This window comes from Chryseobacterium taklimakanense (assembly GCF_900187185.1).
Lineage (GTDB): Bacteria > Bacteroidota > Bacteroidia > Flavobacteriales > Weeksellaceae > Planobacterium > Planobacterium taklimakanense.
The window spans coordinates 1,610,234-1,631,006 of record NZ_LT906465.1; the positions used below are offsets into that span (position 1 = coordinate 1,610,234).

Consider the following 20,773-nt stretch of genomic DNA (forward strand, 5'->3'; position numbering starts at 1 on the left):
AAATTTTTCAATCGGCATTAAAAAGGTTTTTTTAAAACAATCTGAGCTGCTGCTCCTTTGAGCCTGTAAAATGTTCAGTTGCAAGTGGGGCAATGTGTTTTCCGTGAAAGTATTTCCTGCGTGCGAGTGCAAAAGTCTGGTGAATCATTTCTGCAATGTTTCCTTCGCCTTTATAACGTTCAAAATATCTTTTTTCGCCGAGATTTCCGGCACGCATCGAACGAATCAGATTTAAAACTTTTTGCGAACGCTCCGGGAAATGCGCATTTACCCATTGCACAAAAACCGGCTCTACAGTATCATTAAGCCGGATAAGAGCGTGATGGGCACTTTTGGCACCCAGCTCGGAAACGGTTTTATAAATATTCAACCCTTCCTCCGAATTGAGTCCGGGGATTACCGGCGCTGCCATAACATTCACCGGAATTCCGTTTTGCGATAAGATTTCGAGCGCTTTCAGTTTATTTTTAACTGAGGAAGTTCGTGGCTCCATCACTTTTCTTAAATCTTCATTAATCGTCGGAATGCTCAAATTCACCGAAACCAGATTTTTTTCGGCTAACTGTATCAGCAAGTCCAAATCTCTTAAAATCAGTGCGTTTTTGGTGATGAATGAGACAGGGTGACGGTAATCTAAAAATACCTGAAGCAGTTTTCGGGTGATTTCAAGTTTTCTTTCAACAGGCTGATAAGGGTCAGTATTTCCCGACATCACAATGGTTTTCGGTGTGTAACCTCTTTTCTTAAAGAATTTTTCTAAAAGCTCGGGAGCGTTTTTCTTCACCATAATTTTCCTTTCAAAATCAATTCCGGCAGAAAATCCCCAATACTCGTGCGTTGGCCTTGCAAAGCAATAAGAGCAGCCGTGTTCGCAACCCTGATATGGATTTAAAGAATATTCCATAGATAAATCCGGGCTTTTTACAGGATTCACTATGGACTTTGGAAACACTTCAGTGAAGGTCGTTTTCACGGTTTCAAAATCTTCATCTTCAGGCTCATAAGTGTATTTGTCGAAACGGTTTATGACGTTTCGCTGCGCACCCTGTCCTTTGATGTGATTGCTTCGTTCCATTTTATAAGAAACAAAGATAGTGATGTAATTTAACATAATAATAAATATTTGAGCTATATTTTATATCAAGATATAAATCCTGTAAACGCTATACTCCTTGCTAAACTTAGTCCTTATATTTAAAAAAGTAAAGCCTGCTCAACCGAACAGGCTTTTAATATTAATTGTAAGATGCTTAAGCTTTTTCAGTTACTGAAGCTTCTTTTTCCAGCGCATCTTTCGAGTCGTTCAGCCTCAGTACTACTGTTTCATTTTCAGAAATCTGCTTATTGACTAAAAGTTCTGCCAATAAATCTTCGATGTATTTCTGTACGGCACGTTTCAGCGGCCTTGCTCCGAAATCTTTGTCCCAGCCTTTCTCCGCGATAAAATCTTTGGCTTCATCGGTAAGTTCAACTTTGTAGCCAAGTTTTTCAAGCCTGCCATAAAGTTTGGAAAGCTCAAGATCAATGATTTTTCTGATGTCTTCCTGTTGAAGCGAATTGAAAATAATGATGTCATCAATCCTGTTGAGGAATTCAGGAGCAAAGGCTTTTTTCAAGGCATTTTCGATTGTCGCTCTCGCTCTCGCGTCAGACGTTGATTTTTTAGCACTTGTGCCGAAACCGACTCCGTCACCAAAATCTTTCAAATCTCTGGTCCCGATGTTTGAAGTAAGGATGATAATCGTGTTTCTGAAATCGATTTTTCTTCCCAAAGAATCGGTCACATGGCCTTCATCCAAAATTTGGAGAAGAATATTGAAAACATCCGGATGGGCTTTTTCAATCTCATCTAATAACACAACGGCGTAAGGTTTTCTTCTTACCGCTTCGGTCAGTTGTCCGCCTTCTTCGTAGCCCACATATCCCGGAGGCGCACCAACCAATCTTGATACGGCAAATTTTTCCATATATTCACTCATATCAATACGGATTAATGCCTCATCTGAATCGAAAAGTTCGCGAGCCATTACTTTCGCCAATTCGGTTTTACCCACACCGGTTGTACCAAGGAAAATAAATGTTCCGATCGGGCGGTTCGGATCTTTCAGTCCGGCACGGTTTCTTTGTATCGCTTTCACGACTTTTTTCACCGCATCTTCCTGTCCGATTACTTTTCCGTTTAATTTATCATCCATCTGGGCGAGTTTATCCAACTCATTTTTACCGACTTTAGTTACCGGTACACCGCTCATCATAGAAACCACTTCGGCCACATTTTCCTCGGTTACGGTTTCTTTTTTCTCCTTTACATCTTTGTCCCATTTTTCCTGAGCTGCAGAAAGTTCCATTACCAGACGCTCCTCCTCATCTTTCAGTTTTCTGGCTTCAAGATAATCCTGGGCTTTTACGGCCTGCTGTTTCTGTTCCTTGATCTCTTCTATTTTCTTTTCATTTTTAATGATCTCTGTAGGCACTTTCATGTTTTTGATGTAAACACGAGAACCAGCTTCGTCCATCGCATCAATAGCTTTGTCCGGAAGGAAACGGTCGGTAATATATCTCGAAGTAAGATTCACACACGCTGCAATCGCCTCATCAGTGTAGGTTACGTTGTGGTGATCTTCGTATTTATCTTTAATCTGATTTAAAATCTGAATGGTTTCCTCAATGGAAGTTGGCTCTACCATAACTTTCTGGAAACGTCTCTCCAAAGCACCGTCTTTCTCGATGTACTGCCTGTATTCATCAAGTGTTGTAGCACCGATGCACTGAATTTCGCCTCTTGCCAGCGCAGGTTTGAACATATTTGATGCGTCTAAACTTCCGGTAGAACTTCCCGCTCCAACAATCGTATGCAATTCATCAATGAAAAGAATGACATCACGGTTTTTTTCGAGTTCGGTCATGATGGCTTTCATACGTTCCTCAAACTGCCCGCGGTACTTTGTGCCGGCAACCAAACTTGCCAAATCCAAAGTAATCACACGTTTTCCGTAAAGAACCCTCGAAACTTTTTTCTGATGAATTCTAAGCGCCAAACCTTCTGCGATGGCAGATTTACCAACGCCCGGCTCACCAATTAAAAGTGGATTGTTTTTCTTTCTTCTGGAGAGAATCTGCGAAACGCGTTCAATTTCCTTCTCACGGCCGATTACCGGATCAAGCTTGCCGTCTTTAGCCAAAGCGGTTAAATCCCTACCGAAATTATCCAGCGTAGGCGTTTTGCTCTTCCCTGTTCCGATATTACCGGTGGGTCTGCGCATCTGTCCGTATTCTTCACGCTCATCATCATCGTCGTAAGCACTCATTTTCGGTCCTTCGCCGGAATTTTTAAGCATGGTCTGATATTCTCTGGAAACTCTTTCATAATCTACGTCATAAGCTCCTAAAATACTGGAAGTAGGATCTTCGAACTTGTAAAGAATTCCAAGAAGAAGATGAACTGTATTAATTTCACCGCTGCGGTATTGCCTGCATTCCAGCTCAGCACGTTTTACTGCCTGATCTGCCATTTTTGTAAAAGAAATGTTTGAAACCTCTTCCGCCAAAGGGTTGATGCCGGAAACGTTCATCGTTTCAATTTTTCTTCTGATTTGTGTAAGGTCGGCATTCAGGTTCTGAAGGATTTCCCGTGCAGAGTTATCAGTTTTGATGATGCCCAGCAGCAGGTGCTCTGTGTTCAGGAACTCACTTTTCAGTCTTCGTGCCTCGTTTTTGCTTTGTTTGAACACTTTGTCCAAACCGTCTGAAAACTTATAATCCATAATTTGGTCTCATAATTTAATATAAAGGTAGTTATTTCTGCCTTTATGTTCTCCAAAAGTTACAAATACTTTACCAAAACTTAAAAAATGACGATATGGCAGAAACCCAGGCTATATCTCCTTGAAAATGATTACATTTGCAGCCCAATAATTATCTTTATGACACCAGAAATTGCCAGCTATATCGGTTATGCAGCCTCTTTTTTTATCATATTGAGCTTTATGCTGAAAGATTTAAGAAAAGTGAGGCTTGTTAATCTTCTGGGCTGTATATGTTTTGTAATTTATGGCATTTTTATTGGCATGCTGTGGCCGGTAATCATTCCGAACGCAATTCTGTGTATTATACAGGTTTTTCATCTTTTGAAAAAATGATTAATTTGTAGATGTGAAAGTTATAGTCTGCGTATTCAATAATCTTTATACCGACCAACGTGTAGAAAAAGTCTGCAGATCGCTGCTCGAAAACGGTTATCAAATCGAACTTATCGGCAGTTCATGGGGCGGACTTCCCGAGATGAACCGCCCGTATACTTTTCACCGAATAAATTTAAACGCCAGAAATCTAAAGCTGGCCTATCCTGAATTTAACCTTAAATTATATCGTGAACTTTTAAAAAGGGCTGATAAAAATACAGTTCTGCTTGCAAATGATTTGGATACGCTTGCTGCGAGCTATTTAGTTTCAAAAAAATTAAATGTTCCCCTGGTTTATGACAGCCATGAAATTTTTACAGAGATGCCGGCCGTTAACGGAAGGTTTACCCAGAAAATATGGCGAAAACTGGAAAGAAATCTGGTTCCAAAAATTAATTATATGATAACGGCAAGCGACAGCTATGCCACCTGGTTTGAAAATAAGTATCATATAAAAAAGCCGGTTGTGGTTCAGAATTTTCCGGTTAAGATTTCGCATTCCGATGATACTTCAACTGAAAATTACCCAAAAATCATCCTTTATCAGGGTGTCATTAATCCTTCAAGAGGTCTGGACAAGGTTATTCCGGCAATGAAAACGATCGGGAACGCTCAGCTATGGATTGTGGGAGACGGCCCCAAGCGAAAAGAATATGAAGCATTAACCAAATCTAATAAACTTGAACAGAAAATAAAGTTTTTCGGTAAATTGCCACCGTCTGAATTAAGAAAACTCACTGTAAAAGCTGATGTGGGCTTAAGCATCGAAGAAAATAACGGCGAAAGCTACTACTATTCTTTACCAAATAAAATATCAGATTATATACAGGCGGGGATCCCGATTGTGGTTTCAAATTTCCCTGAAATGAAAAGAATTATTGAACAATTTGAGGTTGGGGAATGTATAACGAACCACTCTGAACAGGAACTTTCAAGCAAAATCACCAGGGTTCTTACAAAAGGAAAAAAGTTTTACTCGGAAGGGCTTGTATCAGCTGCTGCCCAGCTTTGCTGGGAAAACGAAGAGCCGAAACTGATTGAATTGTTTAAAAAAGTGCAAACAGAAAACTTTCAGTAATTTTGCAAAATGACCATCAAGGAAAAACAGCAGGAAATTGTAAAAGATTTTGAGTTTCTGGACGACTGGGAACAGAAATACGAATATATCATTGATCTCGGCAAAGAACTAAAAGCCTTGCCGGAAGATAAAAAGACCGATGAAAACCTCATCAAAGGCTGCCAAAGCAAAGTCTGGATCGACGCTGAATTCAAAGACGGAAAACTTTATTTCAATGCAGACAGTGACGGTATTTTGCCCAAAGGCATCGTTTCGCTTCTGGTTTCCATCTACAGCGGGCATCCTACGAAAGAAATTCTGGATTCTGATTTCGATTTCATCTCACAAATCGGCTTGCAGGAATTCCTTTCACCATCGCGCGCCAACGGACTGATGGCGATGACCAAGCAGATTAAGTTTTACGCAGTAGCCTACCAGTTGAAATCTTGACACGGATTCTTGCATACCGGTTCTCTGCCTTTGGTGATGTAGCGATGACGGCGCCTGTTTTCCGGGAGTTCCTGGAGCAGAACCCCGATGTGGAACTTGTCTTTGTTTCCCGGAAAAATTTCTCCGCCATTTTTGATGATATCTCCAACCTGAAGTTTAAAGGTGTTGATTTGGATGATTACAAAGGTTTTCTTGGCTTAAGGCGCCTTGCAAGAGAATTGATAAAAGAATTTCAGCCCGATTATATTGCAGACTTGCACGATGTTATCCGCACCAAAATTCTTAAGAAAATTTTTCAAGCAAAAGGGTACAAAATTTCTTTTATAAACAAAGGAAAAGAAGAAAAAGAGGAGCTGACTGATGTTTGGAACCTTAACAAGAAAAAGCTCAAAAGTAATATAGAGCGTTACGCAGATGTCTTCCGGAATTTGGGTTACAGTGTAAACTTATCACATCATTACAGAAGTAAAAGTTCTGTAAAAGAGGGAATTGGCGTAGCACCTTTCGCACAGCATAAAGGCAAAATGTTGCCTCTGGAAAAATCTTTTGAACTCGCTAAAATCCTTTCAAAAACTCATAAAATTTACTTTTTTGGTGGCGGAAAGGAAGAAACTGAAATTTTAAACACCTGGGCACAGAAGCTCCCAAATACCGAAAGTCTTGCGGGCAAGCTCTCATTGAAAGAAGAACTCCAAAAAATCGCTGAACTTGAGGTGATGATATCAATGGATTCAGCCAATATGCATTTGGCGAGTTTGGTAGGCACGCGCTGTATTTCAATCTGGGGCTCCACGCACCATTTTGCCGGATTTTTAGGTTACGGACAAAGTGATGATGATATTGTTGAAGTTAAGGACCTGACTTGCCGCCCATGCTCTGTTTTTGGTGATAAAGAATGCTACCGCGGTGATTACGCCTGTCTGGAAGAAATTGACATTCAAAAAATCGTTGAAAAAGTTTGAAACTTTCAGTCTGCATACCGGTCTATAACTTTGATGTACGGGAATTGGTCCGCGACCTGCAAAAAGAAATTACAAAGTATCAAATTAATGCGGAAATCCTCCTGATTGATGATGCCTCTGACCAACATTATGTCCTAATTAATAAAGGAATAGAAAATGAAGTTGAGAACTTTGTTTTTCTTGAAAAAAATGTCGGCCGGTCACAGATCCGGAATTTATTCCTTTATTATGCCAGTGGCGACTACCTTCTGTTTCTGGACTGCGACGGCAAAATTACAAATCCTCATTTCCTTAAAAATTACTTAAGCTACATCGAAAAAAATAATGTTAAAGCGGTTTATGGAGGCAGAAAAGTTTCAGAACTTCAACCTGACAGTAACCATCTGCTGCGATGGCGATATGCAAATGAGCGGGAAAATCTTCCTTTGAACAAACGCTTGATTCGGCCATATCTCTCCTTCCAAACGAATAATTTTGTCGTTAAAAAATCAGTGCTGGAAAAAGTCAACTTCAATCCTGAATTTCAGAAGTACGGCTATGAAGACCTTCTTTTTGCAATGGATCTGAACCATGCCGGAATCCCGGTACGCCACATCGACAATCCCATCTTAAATAACGATGTGGAATCTAATGAAATTTACCTGAAAAAGGTTGAAGAATCTATTGAAAGCCTGCACAAAATGCTGGTCAATACTAAAACGGCCCCGAAAATAAAAGATGTCAAGTTAGTCAAAGCCTATCATTATCTGCATATAAGAGGTGGCGCAAGAATATTCAGGAGGTTTTTCGCCGTAAGAAAGGCAGCGATCAGAAATAAACTTCTCGAGGCTGAGTGCAGTCTAAAATATCTCGACTTCTACAAACTGGGGCTTTTAACAGAAAAATCAAAATAAAAATTTCTCAAACTTCTCTGAAATATTTTGACCTCAACGGGGCCTGTTCTTAATTTGGCAATTTAAAAATATGATGCCAGTTTACGAAAACACATAAACAACAGATTATAAAACAAAAAAATCCCACATTTCTGTGAGATTTTTCTTTATAAGTGGGTCCTGAGGGATTCGAACCCCCGACCCTCTGGGTGTAAACCAGATGCTCTGAACCAACTGAGCTAAGAACCCTTGTTTTTGGTTCGGCAAATATACGACGATTTTTTATTTCTGCAAATTTTTTTCTAAAAAATCTCCCACTACAAAGTTACTTCCACCAATAAAAATCATTTCCCCATTTTTAACATCCTGTTTTGCAGAAAGATATCCGCTTTGTACGTCATCAAAAATTTTATAAGAAATTCCGGATTTCTTTAGCTGATGTTCGTAATCATTCGGGTGACGGCCACGTTTTATTTCTGGTTTTACAAAATAATAGGTGGCATTTCCCGGAAGCATTTCCAAAACCTCGTCAATTTTCTTGTCTTTTACAAAACCTAAAATGATATGCTTAAATTTATCTACAGAATTTAATTGGCTGAATACCTGCTCAAGCCCTGCTTTATTATGCCCTGTATCGCAAATGGTGAGCGGATCCTGCGAAAACTCGAACCAGCGGCCAAGGAAATTGGTGTTTTTATGAACATTTGAAAGCCCTTTTTGTACCTGTTCCTCGCTGATATTAAATCCTGATTTCTGAAGTTCTGAAATTAGAGCAAGCACAACGCGGATATTCTTTTTCTGATAAACGCCTTTCAGGTCAGTTACCAAATCAGTTTTGATTTCCGTGGCATCAATGAACGGCGCATTATTTTCAACTGCTTTATCGTGAATGATATTCTTGGTTGCTTCGTTCTCGTCGCCAGAAATTATTGGTATATTCGGCTTTACGATTCCCGCTTTTTGTATAGCAATTTCTTCGACGGTGTCACCAAGAATATTCTGGTGATCCTGCGCAACATTTGTTATCGCAGAAACCATTGGTTTAATGATATTGGTAGCATCAAGCCTTCCACCTAAACCAACTTCAATAATTGCCACATCGACATTTAGTCTGTGAAAATATTCAAACGCCATCACAGTGGTAAATTCAAAAAATGATGGGCGAATGTCTGCCGGCAAGTCTCTCAGCTTCTGAATGAAATCATAAACAAAATCAGGTTCGGCATTCTGCCCGTTTACTTTAATCCTTTCGGTAAATTCAATAAGGTGCGGTGAATTGTAAAGTCCAACCTTGTAGCCAGCCTCCTGCAAAACAGACGCCAGCATGTTGCTGGTAGATCCTTTGCCGTTGGTGCCGCCAATGTGTACGGTCTTGATTTTATCCTGAGGATTCCCGAAGAATTCACAAAGTTTGATGATATTCTGAAGTCCGGGTTTATATGCCCGTTTTCCGTCGATTTGATAGTTGGGAGCCTGCTTGTACAGCCATTCCAGCTCGTTTTGATAGTCGTTTTTTGTCATTGTGCAAAAATGACGAAAATTTTGGTTGTACAAAGTTATTTTTTTGTTAAAAAAATCGAATTTAATGGGTAAAGTTTCCTGATCAATTTCAAATCTCATTTAAAGATGAGCAGAAGAAATCCATGCCATAAAAGATAAAATGACAGTATGAAGTTCCAGTAAAATTTTAAAAATGCTAAAAAGTAATTCTGTAGGTTCCTGTAGACGAGGTATTAGCCCGCTCCGCTTTTACATATTGCTTCACCCACGCAACGGAAGTTGAGGCTACGCACGCATCAGAAATTCCCCCGCTCCGTCTTGCGGAAATTACGTTCCCGGCTTTATCTACGGTGTAAGAAATCGTAATCATGCCGGAAGCCGAACAGTTATGCGAAGGTTGCGCACCGCCCCTTCCCATCGTGCCGGGAATAAAACCGATAAGTTTTCGGTCTACACCAATTCTGCTGTCGCCGTTTCCATCGCTGCCCAGAGGGTCTCCAGCGTTTCCGGTGGTTCCCATCGTACCTTGCGAGCCCGCGGCCTTTCCGCGGCCGCGAATTAGGTTACCGACTGCGGCCGTACCTTTGGAATCGCCCTGTCTCTTAGTTGGGGTTGTAGAAGTTTTTGTGTTGGTAACGGTTTTGGCAGTGTTTGCTTTAACTGGTGTAACTTTCGCCGCAGGCGTAGGTTTTTTTTCCACGTTTTCCACTTTTGGTGCAGCGGCCAACTTGCTGGTGCCGGTAATTATTTTCTCCTGAACAATTGGTTTTGGCTCCGGTTGCGGCTGCGGTTCCTCAACAGTTACTTCTGCCGAGGATTCCTGTGAACCGTCCTGATTTGCCGGTTCTTCGAAGCCGGCCCCGTTTTGATGGTCGCCAAAATTGATGAGCATTGTTGTCACCGGCTCCTCTTTGGGAATGAGCCTTGAAAATTTGTAAAAATAAAGCGCAAGTAAAACCAAAAGCGAAATAAGAAGAGTGATGATGGCACTTTTCCTGCGGTCGTTTTTCTCGTTATGGCTGATGGTATAGCTCATTAATCTTTCTGTACTGTGGCGATGGCTAAATTAAATTTATGTTTTTCAGCAATTTCCATTACAAAAACTACGTCGCCGTGCCTGGTGTTTTCATCGGCACGAATTGTAAAGGTTGGATTTTGCTGACCCTGAAGCGTATTCACCAAATGCTGTTCCAACTGTTCTTTTGGCACAGCTTTGTCTGCGATATAATATTTCCCGTCCGTACTGATGGTTACAGAGGTAGGATCCTGGGCACTTTGGTTTGTGGAGGCGGCCTGGGGCAGTTTTACCTCAATCGCGCTCTGGCTGATGGCGGAACTGGTAATCATGAAAAATATCAACAACAGAAAAATAATATCCGTCATTGATGCCATACTGAATTCCGCGCTGATGCGGTTTCTGCGTTTCAGTTCCATTTTACAAAGGTTTATTTAAGGTGTCTAAAAATTCATTCACATGGGTTTGAATCTTAAGAACCATTCTGTCTACCTGTGTTACCAGAAAATTGTAGAAAAAATACGCCGGAATACCCACCAACAATCCGGCTGCCGTAGTTGCCATGGCGGTATAAATTCCTGACGCCAAAAGTTTCGGGCTTACCGCTCCTGTAACATTTGAAATTTCAAAGAACGCCATAATCATCCCGATTACAGTTCCTAAAAATCCTAACATCGGGGCTGCTCCGGATGCAGAAGCCAGGATATTTAAATTTTTTTCAAATTTTGAAACTTCGAGCTGCCCCTGGTTTTGCATCGCATTCGAGATGTCGGAAATTGGCCTTCCGATCCTTGCCAGGCCTTTTTCAATCATCCTTGATTCCGGAGAATTGATAGTTCTGCAGTAATCTACGGCGGTCTGGATCTTACCTTCCTCTACGAAATCTTTAATATTTTCAAGGAAATTCGGGGTTTCTTTGGCTGCTCTTTTCAGGAAAAAATATCTTTCAAGAAAAATATAAAGCGCCAAAACGCCCAAAAGGAAAATAAGAATCATAATGACATTACCAATTATTCCGCCGCTGGTTAGGATTTCCCAAAGCGAGAAAACCTGCTTTTCCGGCTGTAACTGTACGGCATTGGTGGCAGTAGATACTACCGTTGTGCTGTCCTGCATATTTTTTTTATTTTAAATTAACGCAAAAAGCCCATAAATATTATGGCTTTGCTGGTTTTGACAAATTAAAGAATTAAAAAAAAGAATTAATCTTCATCAACCACAATTTCCTCCTGTCTGAAATCGCATTTCAGTTTGAAAGGAATCGGCTCATCAGACCCCGTGTAGAAATCATCGATATTTCCTGTCCAAATCAGTTCCAGTTCGCCTTCATCATTTACATCAAAAGAAAGTTCATTCTGGTAAAGGTAAGCTTCCTCGTCATCGAACAGATCTACCTCCGTGAAAGTTTCTTCATCAGAATCTTCTATATGAAAGGTCTTTCCCTCCAAATCGGCAGAACTGATCGGAAAATCAAATATATCTAAAGAGATTTGCGGGAAATTGTACTGTAGCGAATCATCCTCCACATGATCTAAACTGTCATCCGTAATGATCTCAACTTCGAGAAAATGCTGCTTGTTGCTGTAAACTGGCTTGCAGTAGGTATTTTTTATGTGGTATTTTAAGGTCTCGTCCGGATGATAAATTTTTAAAATCCCTTTCATTTCTTAAGGATAAAAAGTTGGGTTTAGTTATTTTGTGTGTTATTAAGCAAAGATAAAAATTTGATTTAAAGACAAAAACATTTTAAAACTTATTTTTTAAATCGAAAAATCCCTGCACTGCTGCGTTTGTGAATAATGTTTGGAAAAGGAATAATCTTTAATTTAGCGTTATCAATTTTTACCGAGATGAAAAACATACTTTATAAAACAATTTTAGCAGTTTTCACGATACTTTTCGCGGTTTCGTGCAAAAGAAAAGACTTTCCGCTTACCAAAGTAACTCCGGTTGAGGTGGATTCTATCGCAGCCAATTATTATGAGCAATACCTCAAAATGTATCCGCTGGAAGCGACCATGCAGGGTGACGACCGCTACAACGACCTTTTGCCGGTGGACATCGATAAAGATTTCATTTCCGGCGAAATTGCCTTTTATAATGATGTTCAAAAAGAACTGAAAAGCATCGATTACAACTCCCTGACCGACGATAAAAAAGTAGTTTACGATGTTCTGGATTCTACTTTGAAGGACAAAATTGAACGCTACGCCTATCACCCGGAATATATTCCTTTTACGCAGTTTGGCGGTTTGCCGCTTGATTTTCCGGTATTAGGAAGCGGTGCAGGTGCCCAGCCTTTTAAAAATGAAAAAGATTATGAAAACTGGCTGAAAAGGATGAACCAATTCCCAAACTGGATGGAAGCTGCGACCGAGAATTTCAGGGAAGGGATGAAAATTAACATGGTTTTGCCAAAAGCCCTGATTGTAAAGATGATTCCGCAGATGAGAGCGGAAGAAATTACAAGCACAGATTTTGAAAAGAATATATTTTACGGCCCCGTGCGAAATTTCCCAAAAGGAATGTCTGATGCCGCAAAAGCAAAATTCACAAAAGAATTTAAAGAAATCATCACTGGCAAAATAATTCCGGCATATACGAAAATGGGCGATTTCCTGGAAAAGGAATATTTGCCGAAAGGCCGCGACACCAGCGGATACAACGCTTTACCGAAAGGAAACGACATCTATTCTTATTACGTAAAAAGCTGGACGACCACAAACCAGACGCCGGACGAAATTCACAAAACCGGTTTGGCAGAAGTTGCCAGAATACGCGGAGAAATGGAAAAAGTAAAGCAAACTTTAGGATTCACCGGCACTTTGGAAGAATTTTTAAACCACATAAAATCTGATCCGAAAGCTATGCCCTATAAAACATCGAAGGAAGTTCTGGATGCATTTCAGGGCATTTTAACCAAAATTACTCCCAAGCTGAAAACGATGTTCAACAATACCCCGAAAACAGGTTTTGAAATCCGCCAAACCGAAAAATTCCGCGAAGCGTCTGCCAGCGCCGAGTACAAACAGGGAACGCCTGATGGCAAAAGGCCGGGAATTTTCTACATTCCGCTGCCGGATCCTACGAAATTCAATGTGGCTTCGGGAATGGAATCGCTGTTCTTGCACGAAGCCATTCCGGGGCATCACTATCAGGTTTCGCTGCAGCAGGAAAATACTGCAATCCCAAAATTTATGCGTTTTGGCTGGATCGGCGCTTATGGTGAAGGCTGGGCGCTTTATACAGAATCTCTAGGCCCGGAACTGGGACTTTATACAGATCCTTATCAGAAAATGGGTGCTTTGAGTGACGAAATGTTGCGCGCAGTAAGGCTTGTAATCGACACCGGTTTGCACACCGGCCAGATGAAGCGCGAGGAAGCCATCAAATATTTCCTGAGCAATGTAGCATACGATGAAGCTGGCGCAACTGCAGAAATAGAAAGGTATATGGCGATGCCTGGGCAGGCTCTAAGCTACAAAACCGGTTCAATGAAAATCCGTGAACTGCGTGATAAATACCAAAAAAAACTGGGCAAAAAATTTAAACTGGCTTCCTTCCACGATGAGGTCTTAAGCCAGGGATGCCTTCCGTTGAATGTCCTGGAAAGGAAAATGAATCTTTGGGCTAAAAGACAGGAAAACTAAACACTAAAGATTTGCACGGCAGATTTTAAATTTGTTAGGGATAAAATACAATTTATTGTATATGTTATAAAATTTTTTAAATTTGTAATAAGATTTCTGTGATAATTCAAACCATTAAATATTCAGGAACAAAGAATGTTTTTAAATTTTTTATCAATTAAAGCAGGACCTTTCTAAACAGATTTAAAAGAAGAATGAGTATTATTATTGTAGATGACAATGCAGATATCTGCGGTATTGTAGAATATTTGTTGGTTACCGAAGGCTATAAGGTCAGGGCCTGCACCAATCCGATTAATATTTTCGAGATGGTGAAGCAGCAAAAGCCAAAACTGATCATTACCGATATGATGATGTCGGGCCTGGATGGGCGCGACCTTGTTAAGAAAATAAAAGGCGATCCCAAAACATCGGATATAAAGATTGTAATGATGTCCGCAATTCCTAACGCGGAAAAAATGGGCAAGGAGACCGGTGCAGACGATTATATCGCGAAGCCGTTTGATTCCGGCGACCTTTTGCAGAAAGTCAAAGTTTTTTTTCCCTAATCCGGTTTTTCAAAAAGCATTTTAGTGAGGAAATCTTTATCACCTTTACCCCGCGCCGGCGAATATTCGCGGCCGTAGAAAATGATTTGCAGGTGGAGTTTATTCCACGAACTGATTGGAAAAAGGCGCTTGGCGTCTTTTTCTGTTTCTTCCACATTTTTACCGTTGGTGAGTTTCCACTGTTTCATCAGGCGATGAATATGGGTATCGACCGGGAAAGCAGGATGGCCAAACGCCTGGCTCATGACAACGGAAGCGGTTTTGTGGCCAACTCCGGGCAGTTCCTCAAGTTCGTGAAAGGTTTGCGGAACAACAGAATTATGTTTTTCAACCAGAACCTCAGCCATTCCCTTTAGGTTTTTCGCTTTTGAATTTGAAAGCCCGATTTCCTTAATCAGTTCTTTAATCTCAGAAACTTCAAGTTTAGCCATTTTCTCCGGTGTATCGGCAACCGCAAACAGTTTGGGCGTCACCTCATTCACCTTCTTATCCGTTGTTTGCGCCGAAAGGGCAACTGCAACCAACAAAGTATAAGGATCTTTATGATCTAAAGGAACGGAAACTTCAGGATAAATCTTTTCCAGCTCAGCCATCACGGTTTCGGCCCTTTGTTTTTTTGTCATTTTAAACTTAAATTTGAACAAAAATAGTCATTATGCTGAAAGCCGGCGATAAATTACCCACATTTTCGGGATTGAATCAGGAGGGCGAAACGGTGAAATCTTCTGATTTTAAAGGTAAAAAACTGGTGGTATTTTTCTATCCCCAGGCCAACACGCCAACCTGCACCGTGGAAGCCTGCAACCTGAGCGACAATTACTCGGAGCTTGAAAAAGCCGGCTACAAATTATTGGGAATTTCTGCCGACAGTGTGAAAAAACAGAAGAACTTTCACACAAAATACAGCTTTCCGTATGATGTAATTGCCGATGAAAACAGAGAAATTATCCAAAAATTTGGCGTGTGGCAGGAAAAGAAAACTTTTGGCAAAACCTATATGGGAATCGTACGCACGACTTTTATTTTTGATGAAGACGGAATTTGTGTGAGAGTGATCGACAAAGTGAAATCTAAGGAAGCTGCAGCGCAGATTTTAGAGAACTAATTGTTTTTTTGCCATTCTTGTTTGCTGACTTCGTAATAAAGCAAATCTTCCGGATCGTTTGGGATTCGGACAATTTTTTGAAATTTCAATCCCAGTTTTTCAATCAGCTTTTGTGACGCGACGTTTTCTTTCACCGTAATTGCGCTGATTTTCTGTAATCCGTATTCTTCAAAACCGGCGCGGAGAATGCGGCTGGCCGCTTCGTAACCATATCCTTTTCCTAAATACTCCGGGAGAAAGGCAAAGCCAATATCCACCACATCCAAACCTTCCCTGTGAAACAGGCCACAGCTACCGATTTTTTCGCCCGTGTCTTTTTTAATTAAAGTAAAATTTCCGTAGCCAAGTTTCTCAATTTGCGGGAGGTTTCTGTTTTTCAGGTACTCCCGAGATTCGTCGAGCGTATTCACATTTCTGTCGCCGACATATTTTTTAAACTCTTCCGTGTTCAGGAGTTTCAGGTTAATATCTGCATCGTCAAGACTGGTTGGCCTGAGGTAAAGCCTTTCTGTTTCAAAATTTGTTTTCATCGTTAAATTCCTTTTTTACCCGCCAAAATCATTTCGATCATTTTCACTTTTCGGTTTTCGCGGGTTTCCGGTTTTTTGGCGGATGTAATCCAGCGGATGTATTCCTTGCGGTGCATATAGCTCATTTTTTCAAAAAGTTTCTTTGCTTTTTCATTTTGGTTAAAGATTTCGACCACATCTTCAGGAATATCAACGGTCCGTTCTTCTTTATCTTCCCATAGCTCCACAGCAACCATATCACCAAAAGTTTTTCTCAAAGATTTTCTCACATCCCGAGTTAATCCCAAAACGTGGCATCCTTGGCCCATATTTGCGAGACTTCCCCTGTATTCAATTTTTTTATCAAAAACAGCTTTTATTTTAACCTGTCCTTTCTTTCCAAAGAATTCCTCCGCTGAAAATGGGAATTCAACATAAGCCGCATTCATGTTTTGATGCTGAAGAACCGGTGCTTCAAATTCAATTTTTTTCATGTTAAGGCATTTGAGCTTTCATTTCCTTAAATCAAATTTAACAAAAAAACCACCGAAAAATTTCAGTGGTTTTTATGTTGAAAATTATGCGGTGATTATTTAACCAAAGTCATTTCATTTAGAAGATGCCCTGCACCGGAGAATTTATCGATGACCCAAAGTACAAATCTCGCATCTACGTTGATGGTTTTTTGCCATTCTTCTTCGAAAACGATGTCTCCAGAAAGCGCCTCAGAGTTACCGTCGAAAGCAAGCCCGATCAGTTCCCCGTTTCCGTTCATAATTGGCGAACCTGAGTTGCCACCTGTAATATCGTTATCTGACAGGAAGTTCACAGGAAGGTAACCCGCTGCATCTGCGTACTGACCGTAGTCTCTCGCTTTTGCAAGATCGATCAGTCTTTGCGGAAGGTCGAATTCCTCGTCACCTTTTTTATATTTCGCCACCATACCGTCGATATCGGTGTAGAAATTGTTTTTCACGCCGTGGTAATCTCTGTCAGCTCTTACAGGAAGGGTAGCAATTTTACCAAAAGTCACTCTCATTGTAGAGTTTGCATCCGGATAGAACTCCTGATTTGGATGAGATTTTCTAAGGCCGTCAAAATAAAGCCTGTTGCTGTTGCTGAACTGGTCGTCGTATGCCACATATTTATCGCTCAATGCTTTAGCATCAGCGTTATAGCCGGTGGCCAGTTTTAAAAGTGCGTCGGTGTTCAGTTTCGCCGCATCAGGATTATTAAGGAATGCTTTCGCAGTCGCTGCACTAGCAAAGATTGAGTTTTTCGCTACATCACCCAACAACTGTGGATTTACCGTCTGCAGATAAGGAGAAGCTGCTTCGTTTCTTACTTTATCTCTGTAAAGCTGTACCATCGTTTTCAACATTTCCTGCTCCAGCGCCGGGTTGAATTTTTCGTACATCGCATCGATTCTGGAAGAAATTGTTTTCTTCAGCTCAGCTTTTTTAGCAGCGTCGGTTTCAGCCATATAAGTTTTAAACATAGAGCCTAAACCTGCAGCATAGCTCAGATATTTGGAGTTTCTGGTCATCTGTGCCGCGTAGTTTCTCTCCACACCTCTTGCGGAAGTAGTTCTGTAATAGTTCTTGATATCAGCAAGAACATTGCCGTACAGCTCTTGGTTTTCTGGTTTTGAAGCCCATTTTTGGAAGGATTCTTCAAGTTTTTGCTTATCCTGGATGGTTCCGTTTTTGTTTACAGACTCAATTGTCCCGGCTCTGTTTTTCCAGTAGTTTGCCACGGAAGCATATTGTGATGCATAGTTCAGTTTTGTAGCCTGATCCTGATCCATGTAGGATTTCATTACATCCATCGCAGATTTTGAAGCTGCTACCCAACCCGGATAATCTTTGTTCACCATCTGGTCGATACCGTAAGACGTCAGATAACGGTTAGTTCTTCCAGGATAACCCATGATCATTGCAAAATCACCCGGTTTGAAAGATTTCAGAGAAATCGGCAGGTGGTGTTTTGGTTTCAGCGGAACGTTGTTAGGTGAATATTCCGCAGGATTTCCGTTTTGATCTGCATACACTCTGAACACAGAGAAGTCTCCCGTATGTCTTGGCCATTCCCAGTTATCGGTATCACCACCGAATTTACCGATGGAATTTGGCGGAGTTCCCACTAAACGAACATCTTTATAATCCTGATAAACAAAATAGTAGAACTCGTTTCCGTTGTAGAAATCTCTTACCGTTACAACATATTTACCGTTTTCGCTGTTTTCTTTTTCGATCGCTTTATATTCTTCAGCAATGATGTCTCTTCTTTCTTTAGCAGACATCGTGTTGTTCAGTTTGGCATTGATACGCTGAGTTACGTCATCCATTCTTACCAAAAATCTTACAGAAAGACCTTTTGCAGGAAGTTCCTCACTTTTTTTCATTGCCCAGAAACCATTCGTCAAATGGTCTCTTTCCGGTGTAGAGAGTGCCGCGATATTTCCGTAACCGCAGTGGTGATTGGTGAACAGCAGTCCTTCCTTTGAAACCATTTCTGCAGTACAGCCCCCGCCAAACTGCACGATGGCGTCTTTCAGGCTGGAATTGTTTACAGAATAAATTTCTTCTGGAGTGAGTTTCAACCCTTTTTTCTGCAGGTCCTGTCCGTTAAGTCTTTTCACCAACATCATCAGCCACATTCCTTCATCAGCTTTCACCTGAAGGAAACTCATCATAAATGTGAGTAATAAAAATATACGTTTCATACTATAAAGTTAAATTTTCCTGCAATTTACGGTTTTTTGGCGCATTTTTGGGAATAACGGTCCTAAAAAAATAAAACCCGGTTATGAATAAAGTATTTTCATTACTGCTTGGAATTCTATTAAGCTTGGCACTTCAAAGTTGCTCACCGCAAAAATTACCGCCAGGCGAATTTCAAAGACAGTGGATGATGGTTGCTTACAAAGATTACAGCAAAGCCTTCCTCACCGAAAGCAAAGCGCAGATTGATCTGTCGCCTGTTAAATCAACCCGGTATGGTGCATTTATGGGTTGCAATAGAATGTTTCTCAGTGCAGATTTCTTCAAAAACGGAACTGTAAAATTCTCCGATGCGGGCAGTACCATGATGTATTGCGAAGGAAGAATGGATCTGGAATCTGATTTTGCAAAAGATTTGCCGACCATGACCAAATATAAAATTGAAGGGCACAACCTTACACTTTCAAATGAAAAAGGCATTGAAATGAAATTCATTGCTGCCGATTGGGATTAAGGAAATTCTGAAGCAAAAAACGGAAATTTTAAAACGAAAGTTTGCGGGTAAAGATTTTATTTTACCCAATGGAAATCAATCCCGAAATCATAGGATTTGTTGCCGGAGGTTTGTCTTCGGCTCTTTTTGTGCCACAAATCATTAAAATCATCAAAGAAAAATCTGCTGAAGAGATCGCTCTGCTTACCTGTATCATCGGTGTGGTGAGTTCCGGGTTGTGGCTGTGGTACGGGATCATGAACGGACACCTTTCAATGATTGTCACCAATTCCATTTCTGTAATTGCTACGGCGATCCTTATTGTTTTAAAATTAAAATATAAATAGGAACACGACCCATTTAATACAGAAGCATTTTAAAATTCATTATTTTTGTAAAAACACAGCGCCTAATGCTGTGAACCGACAGACATATATATGTTAGAAAAAAAAGAACACGCTTACGAAAAAGCCGTATTGGTGGGCTTAATCACCAAAGATCAGGACGAAGAGAAACTTCGCGAATATATGGATGAACTGGAGTTTCTGGCTTACACCGCAGGTGCTACTGTGGAAAAACGCTTCACCCAGAAAATGTCGCAACCCGATTCCCGCACCTTTGTAGGAAGCGGAAAAGCTGAGGAAATCCGTAATTATATCAAAGAACACGAAATTGGAACTGTGATTTTTGATGATGAGCTTTCACCCTCGCAATTAAAAAATCTTGAACGCGAACTTGAAGTAAAAATCCTCGACAGAACCAACCTGATTCTTGATATTTTTGCTCAAAGGGCGCAGACTTCATATGCAAGAACCCAAGTGGAACTCGCCCAATATGAATATCTTCTGCCACGACTCACCAGAATGTGGACTCACCTTGAGAGACAGCGGGGCGGTATTGGGATGCGCGGTCCCGGTGAAACGGAAATTGAAACCGACCGAAGAATTATCCGCGACAGAATTTCATTATTAAAGGAAAAACTCAAAACCATCGACAAACAGATGTCCACACAGCGCCAAAACCGGGGTAAAATGGTGCGCGTCGCTTTGGTCGGCTACACGAATGTCGGAAAATCCACGCTGATGAATTCCCTGTCGAAATCTGAAGTTTTTGCGGAAAACAAGCTCTTTGCAACCCTGGATACTACGGTGAGGAAAGTCGTCATCGGCAACCTTCCGTTTCTGCTTACCGACACTGTGGGTTTCATCAGAAAATTACCGACGCAACTAGTAGAATCCTTCAAATCTACGCTCGATGAGGTTCGCGAAGCCGATTTGCTGATTCACGTGGTTGATATTTCTCACGAAAGCTTTGAAGACCATATCGATTCAGTAAATCAAATTCTTATGGAAATCAATGCGCACCAGAAACCGATGATCATGGTTTTCAATAAAATCGACGCATTTGCTTACGAGAAGAAAGATGAAGATGATCTAACGCCTTCAACCAGGAAAAATATTTCCCTGGACGAATGGAAAAAGACCTGGATGGCGAAAAGCAAGCACCCGACGGTTTTCATTTCTGCGCTAACGAAAGAAAACTTCCCGGAAATGAAGAAAATGATCTACGACGAAGTGCACAAAATCCATATTTCGAGGTTCCCGTACAACGACTTTTTGTTTGAGTATTTTGAGGAAGAAGAGGAAGCTTAAACCACACAGATACCGCGTTTTTACTGAGAAAACTTTTTTGGGTCTGAGCTCCGTGG

Annotated in this window: 22 protein-coding genes and 1 tRNA gene; 11 read left to right on the plus strand and 12 right to left on the minus strand. The window is 40.9% G+C overall.

The annotated features are described in order from the left end of the window. Positions 1-31: 31 nt before the first annotated feature. Together CKV81_RS07640 and CKV81_RS07645 are read right to left on the minus strand one after the other, a co-directional pair. Positions 32-1,075 carry a PA0069 family radical SAM protein gene (locus CKV81_RS07640; protein WP_095074364.1) on the minus strand — a complete coding sequence of 348 codons (1,044 nt, stop codon included), beginning with the start codon at positions 1,073-1,075 and terminating at the stop codon, positions 32-34. Between the two features lie 175 nt (positions 1,076-1,250). After that, a complete protein-coding gene (locus CKV81_RS07645) occupies positions 1,251-3,764 on the minus strand; it encodes an ATP-dependent Clp protease ATP-binding subunit (protein WP_095072047.1) in 2,514 nt (837 codons plus the stop codon). 159 nt (positions 3,765-3,923) lie between these two features. Between CKV81_RS07645 and CKV81_RS13590 the strand changes: the two genes are divergently transcribed. Genes CKV81_RS13590 through CKV81_RS07670 form a run of 5 tightly spaced genes read left to right on the plus strand, consistent with a single transcriptional unit; the run spans position 3,924 to position 7,543 of the window. After that, positions 3,924-4,139, plus strand: a complete 216-nt coding sequence (locus CKV81_RS13590; RefSeq protein WP_095072049.1) for a uroporphyrinogen decarboxylase — start codon at positions 3,924-3,926, stop codon at positions 4,137-4,139. Between the two features lie 13 nt (positions 4,140-4,152). Continuing rightward, a complete protein-coding gene (locus CKV81_RS07655; protein WP_095072051.1) occupies positions 4,153-5,259 on the plus strand; it encodes a glycosyltransferase in 1,107 nt (368 codons plus the stop codon). Positions 5,260-5,268: 9 nt separating this feature from the next. Then, on the plus strand, positions 5,269-5,688 hold the full coding sequence (locus tag CKV81_RS07660) for a SufE family protein (RefSeq protein WP_095072054.1): 420 nt from the start codon (positions 5,269-5,271) through the stop codon (positions 5,686-5,688). Continuing rightward, positions 5,685-6,650 carry a glycosyltransferase family 9 protein gene (locus tag CKV81_RS07665; RefSeq protein ID WP_258453906.1) on the plus strand — a complete coding sequence of 322 codons (966 nt, stop codon included), beginning with the start codon at positions 5,685-5,687 and terminating at the stop codon, positions 6,648-6,650. Before CKV81_RS07660 ends, CKV81_RS07665 begins: the two co-directional genes overlap by 4 nt. Then, positions 6,647-7,543, plus strand: a complete 897-nt coding sequence (locus CKV81_RS07670) for a glycosyltransferase family 2 protein (protein WP_095072059.1) — start codon at positions 6,647-6,649, stop codon at positions 7,541-7,543. Before CKV81_RS07665 ends, CKV81_RS07670 begins: the two co-directional genes overlap by 4 nt. 153 nt (positions 7,544-7,696) lie before the next feature. Here the strand turns inward: CKV81_RS07670 and CKV81_RS07675 are convergent. The 6 genes from CKV81_RS07675 to CKV81_RS07700 form a co-directional block, all read right to left on the minus strand. Next, positions 7,697-7,771, minus strand: a tRNA-Val gene (locus CKV81_RS07675). A 33-nt stretch (positions 7,772-7,804) separates the two neighbouring features. Next, positions 7,805-9,043, minus strand: coding sequence for a bifunctional folylpolyglutamate synthase/dihydrofolate synthase (locus tag CKV81_RS07680; RefSeq protein ID WP_095074367.1), 1,239 nt, complete (start codon positions 9,041-9,043; stop codon positions 7,805-7,807). A 175-nt stretch (positions 9,044-9,218) separates the two neighbouring features. Further along, positions 9,219-10,058 carry a ferric siderophore ABC transporter substrate-binding protein gene (locus CKV81_RS07685; RefSeq protein ID WP_095072061.1) on the minus strand — a complete coding sequence of 280 codons (840 nt, stop codon included), beginning with the start codon at positions 10,056-10,058 and terminating at the stop codon, positions 9,219-9,221. Continuing rightward, complete coding sequence (locus CKV81_RS07690; RefSeq protein ID WP_095072063.1) at positions 10,058-10,456, minus strand: ExbD/TolR family protein; 399 nt, start codon at positions 10,454-10,456, stop codon at positions 10,058-10,060. Before CKV81_RS07690 ends, CKV81_RS07685 begins: the two co-directional genes overlap by 1 nt. A gap of 1 nt (position 10,457) precedes the next feature. Beyond that, a complete protein-coding gene (locus tag CKV81_RS07695) occupies positions 10,458-11,153 on the minus strand; it encodes a MotA/TolQ/ExbB proton channel family protein (RefSeq protein ID WP_095072065.1) in 696 nt (231 codons plus the stop codon). An 86-nt stretch (positions 11,154-11,239) separates the two neighbouring features. Then, positions 11,240-11,701: a hypothetical protein gene (locus tag CKV81_RS07700; RefSeq protein ID WP_095072067.1), complete on the minus strand. Its 462-nt coding sequence runs from the start codon at positions 11,699-11,701 to the stop codon at positions 11,240-11,242. 186 nt (positions 11,702-11,887) lie between these two features. Between CKV81_RS07700 and CKV81_RS07705 the strand changes: the two genes are divergently transcribed. Both CKV81_RS07705 and CKV81_RS07710 read left to right on the plus strand, forming a co-directional pair. After that, positions 11,888-13,687: a DUF885 domain-containing protein gene (locus CKV81_RS07705; RefSeq protein ID WP_095074370.1), complete on the plus strand. Its 1,800-nt coding sequence runs from the start codon at positions 11,888-11,890 to the stop codon at positions 13,685-13,687. A gap of 194 nt (positions 13,688-13,881) precedes the next feature. Continuing rightward, a complete protein-coding gene (locus CKV81_RS07710) occupies positions 13,882-14,235 on the plus strand; it encodes a response regulator (RefSeq protein WP_095072069.1) in 354 nt (117 codons plus the stop codon). Here the strand turns inward: CKV81_RS07710 and nth are convergent. Then, complete coding sequence (gene nth, locus CKV81_RS07715) at positions 14,232-14,858, minus strand: endonuclease III (RefSeq protein ID WP_095072071.1); 627 nt, start codon at positions 14,856-14,858, stop codon at positions 14,232-14,234. The genes CKV81_RS07710 and nth overlap by 4 nt on opposite strands. A gap of 32 nt (positions 14,859-14,890) precedes the next feature. Here nth and bcp point away from each other — a divergent pair, with 32 nt between their 5' ends. After that, complete coding sequence (gene bcp, locus CKV81_RS07720; RefSeq protein ID WP_095072073.1) at positions 14,891-15,340, plus strand: thioredoxin-dependent thiol peroxidase; 450 nt, start codon at positions 14,891-14,893, stop codon at positions 15,338-15,340. On the opposite strand, the gene CKV81_RS07725 is transcribed toward bcp, so the two are convergent. The 3 genes from CKV81_RS07725 to CKV81_RS07735 form a co-directional block, all read right to left on the minus strand. Next, positions 15,337-15,870, minus strand: a complete 534-nt coding sequence (locus CKV81_RS07725; protein WP_095072075.1) for a GNAT family N-acetyltransferase — start codon at positions 15,868-15,870, stop codon at positions 15,337-15,339. The genes bcp and CKV81_RS07725 overlap by 4 nt on opposite strands. Positions 15,871-15,872: 2 nt before the next feature. Continuing rightward, on the minus strand, positions 15,873-16,343 hold the full coding sequence (locus CKV81_RS07730) for a YdeI/OmpD-associated family protein (RefSeq protein WP_095072076.1): 471 nt from the start codon (positions 16,341-16,343) through the stop codon (positions 15,873-15,875). A 95-nt stretch (positions 16,344-16,438) separates the two neighbouring features. Next, a complete protein-coding gene (locus CKV81_RS07735; protein ID WP_095072078.1) occupies positions 16,439-18,574 on the minus strand; it encodes a S46 family peptidase in 2,136 nt (711 codons plus the stop codon). 83 nt (positions 18,575-18,657) lie between these two features. Between CKV81_RS07735 and CKV81_RS07740 the strand changes: the two genes are divergently transcribed. The 3 genes from CKV81_RS07740 to hflX all read left to right on the plus strand — a co-directional run bounded on the left by CKV81_RS07740 (position 18,658) and on the right by hflX (position 20,717). Continuing rightward, positions 18,658-19,086 (plus strand): META domain-containing protein, encoded by a 429-nt coding sequence (locus CKV81_RS07740; protein WP_095072080.1) that lies wholly within the window; start codon positions 18,658-18,660, stop codon positions 19,084-19,086. A 68-nt stretch (positions 19,087-19,154) separates the two neighbouring features. Then, complete coding sequence (locus CKV81_RS07745) at positions 19,155-19,412, plus strand: SemiSWEET family transporter (protein ID WP_095072082.1); 258 nt, start codon at positions 19,155-19,157, stop codon at positions 19,410-19,412. A gap of 90 nt (positions 19,413-19,502) precedes the next feature. After that, positions 19,503-20,717, plus strand: a complete 1,215-nt coding sequence (gene hflX, locus CKV81_RS07750) for a GTPase HflX (protein ID WP_095072085.1) — start codon at positions 19,503-19,505, stop codon at positions 20,715-20,717. Positions 20,718-20,773: the final 56 nt, after the last annotated feature.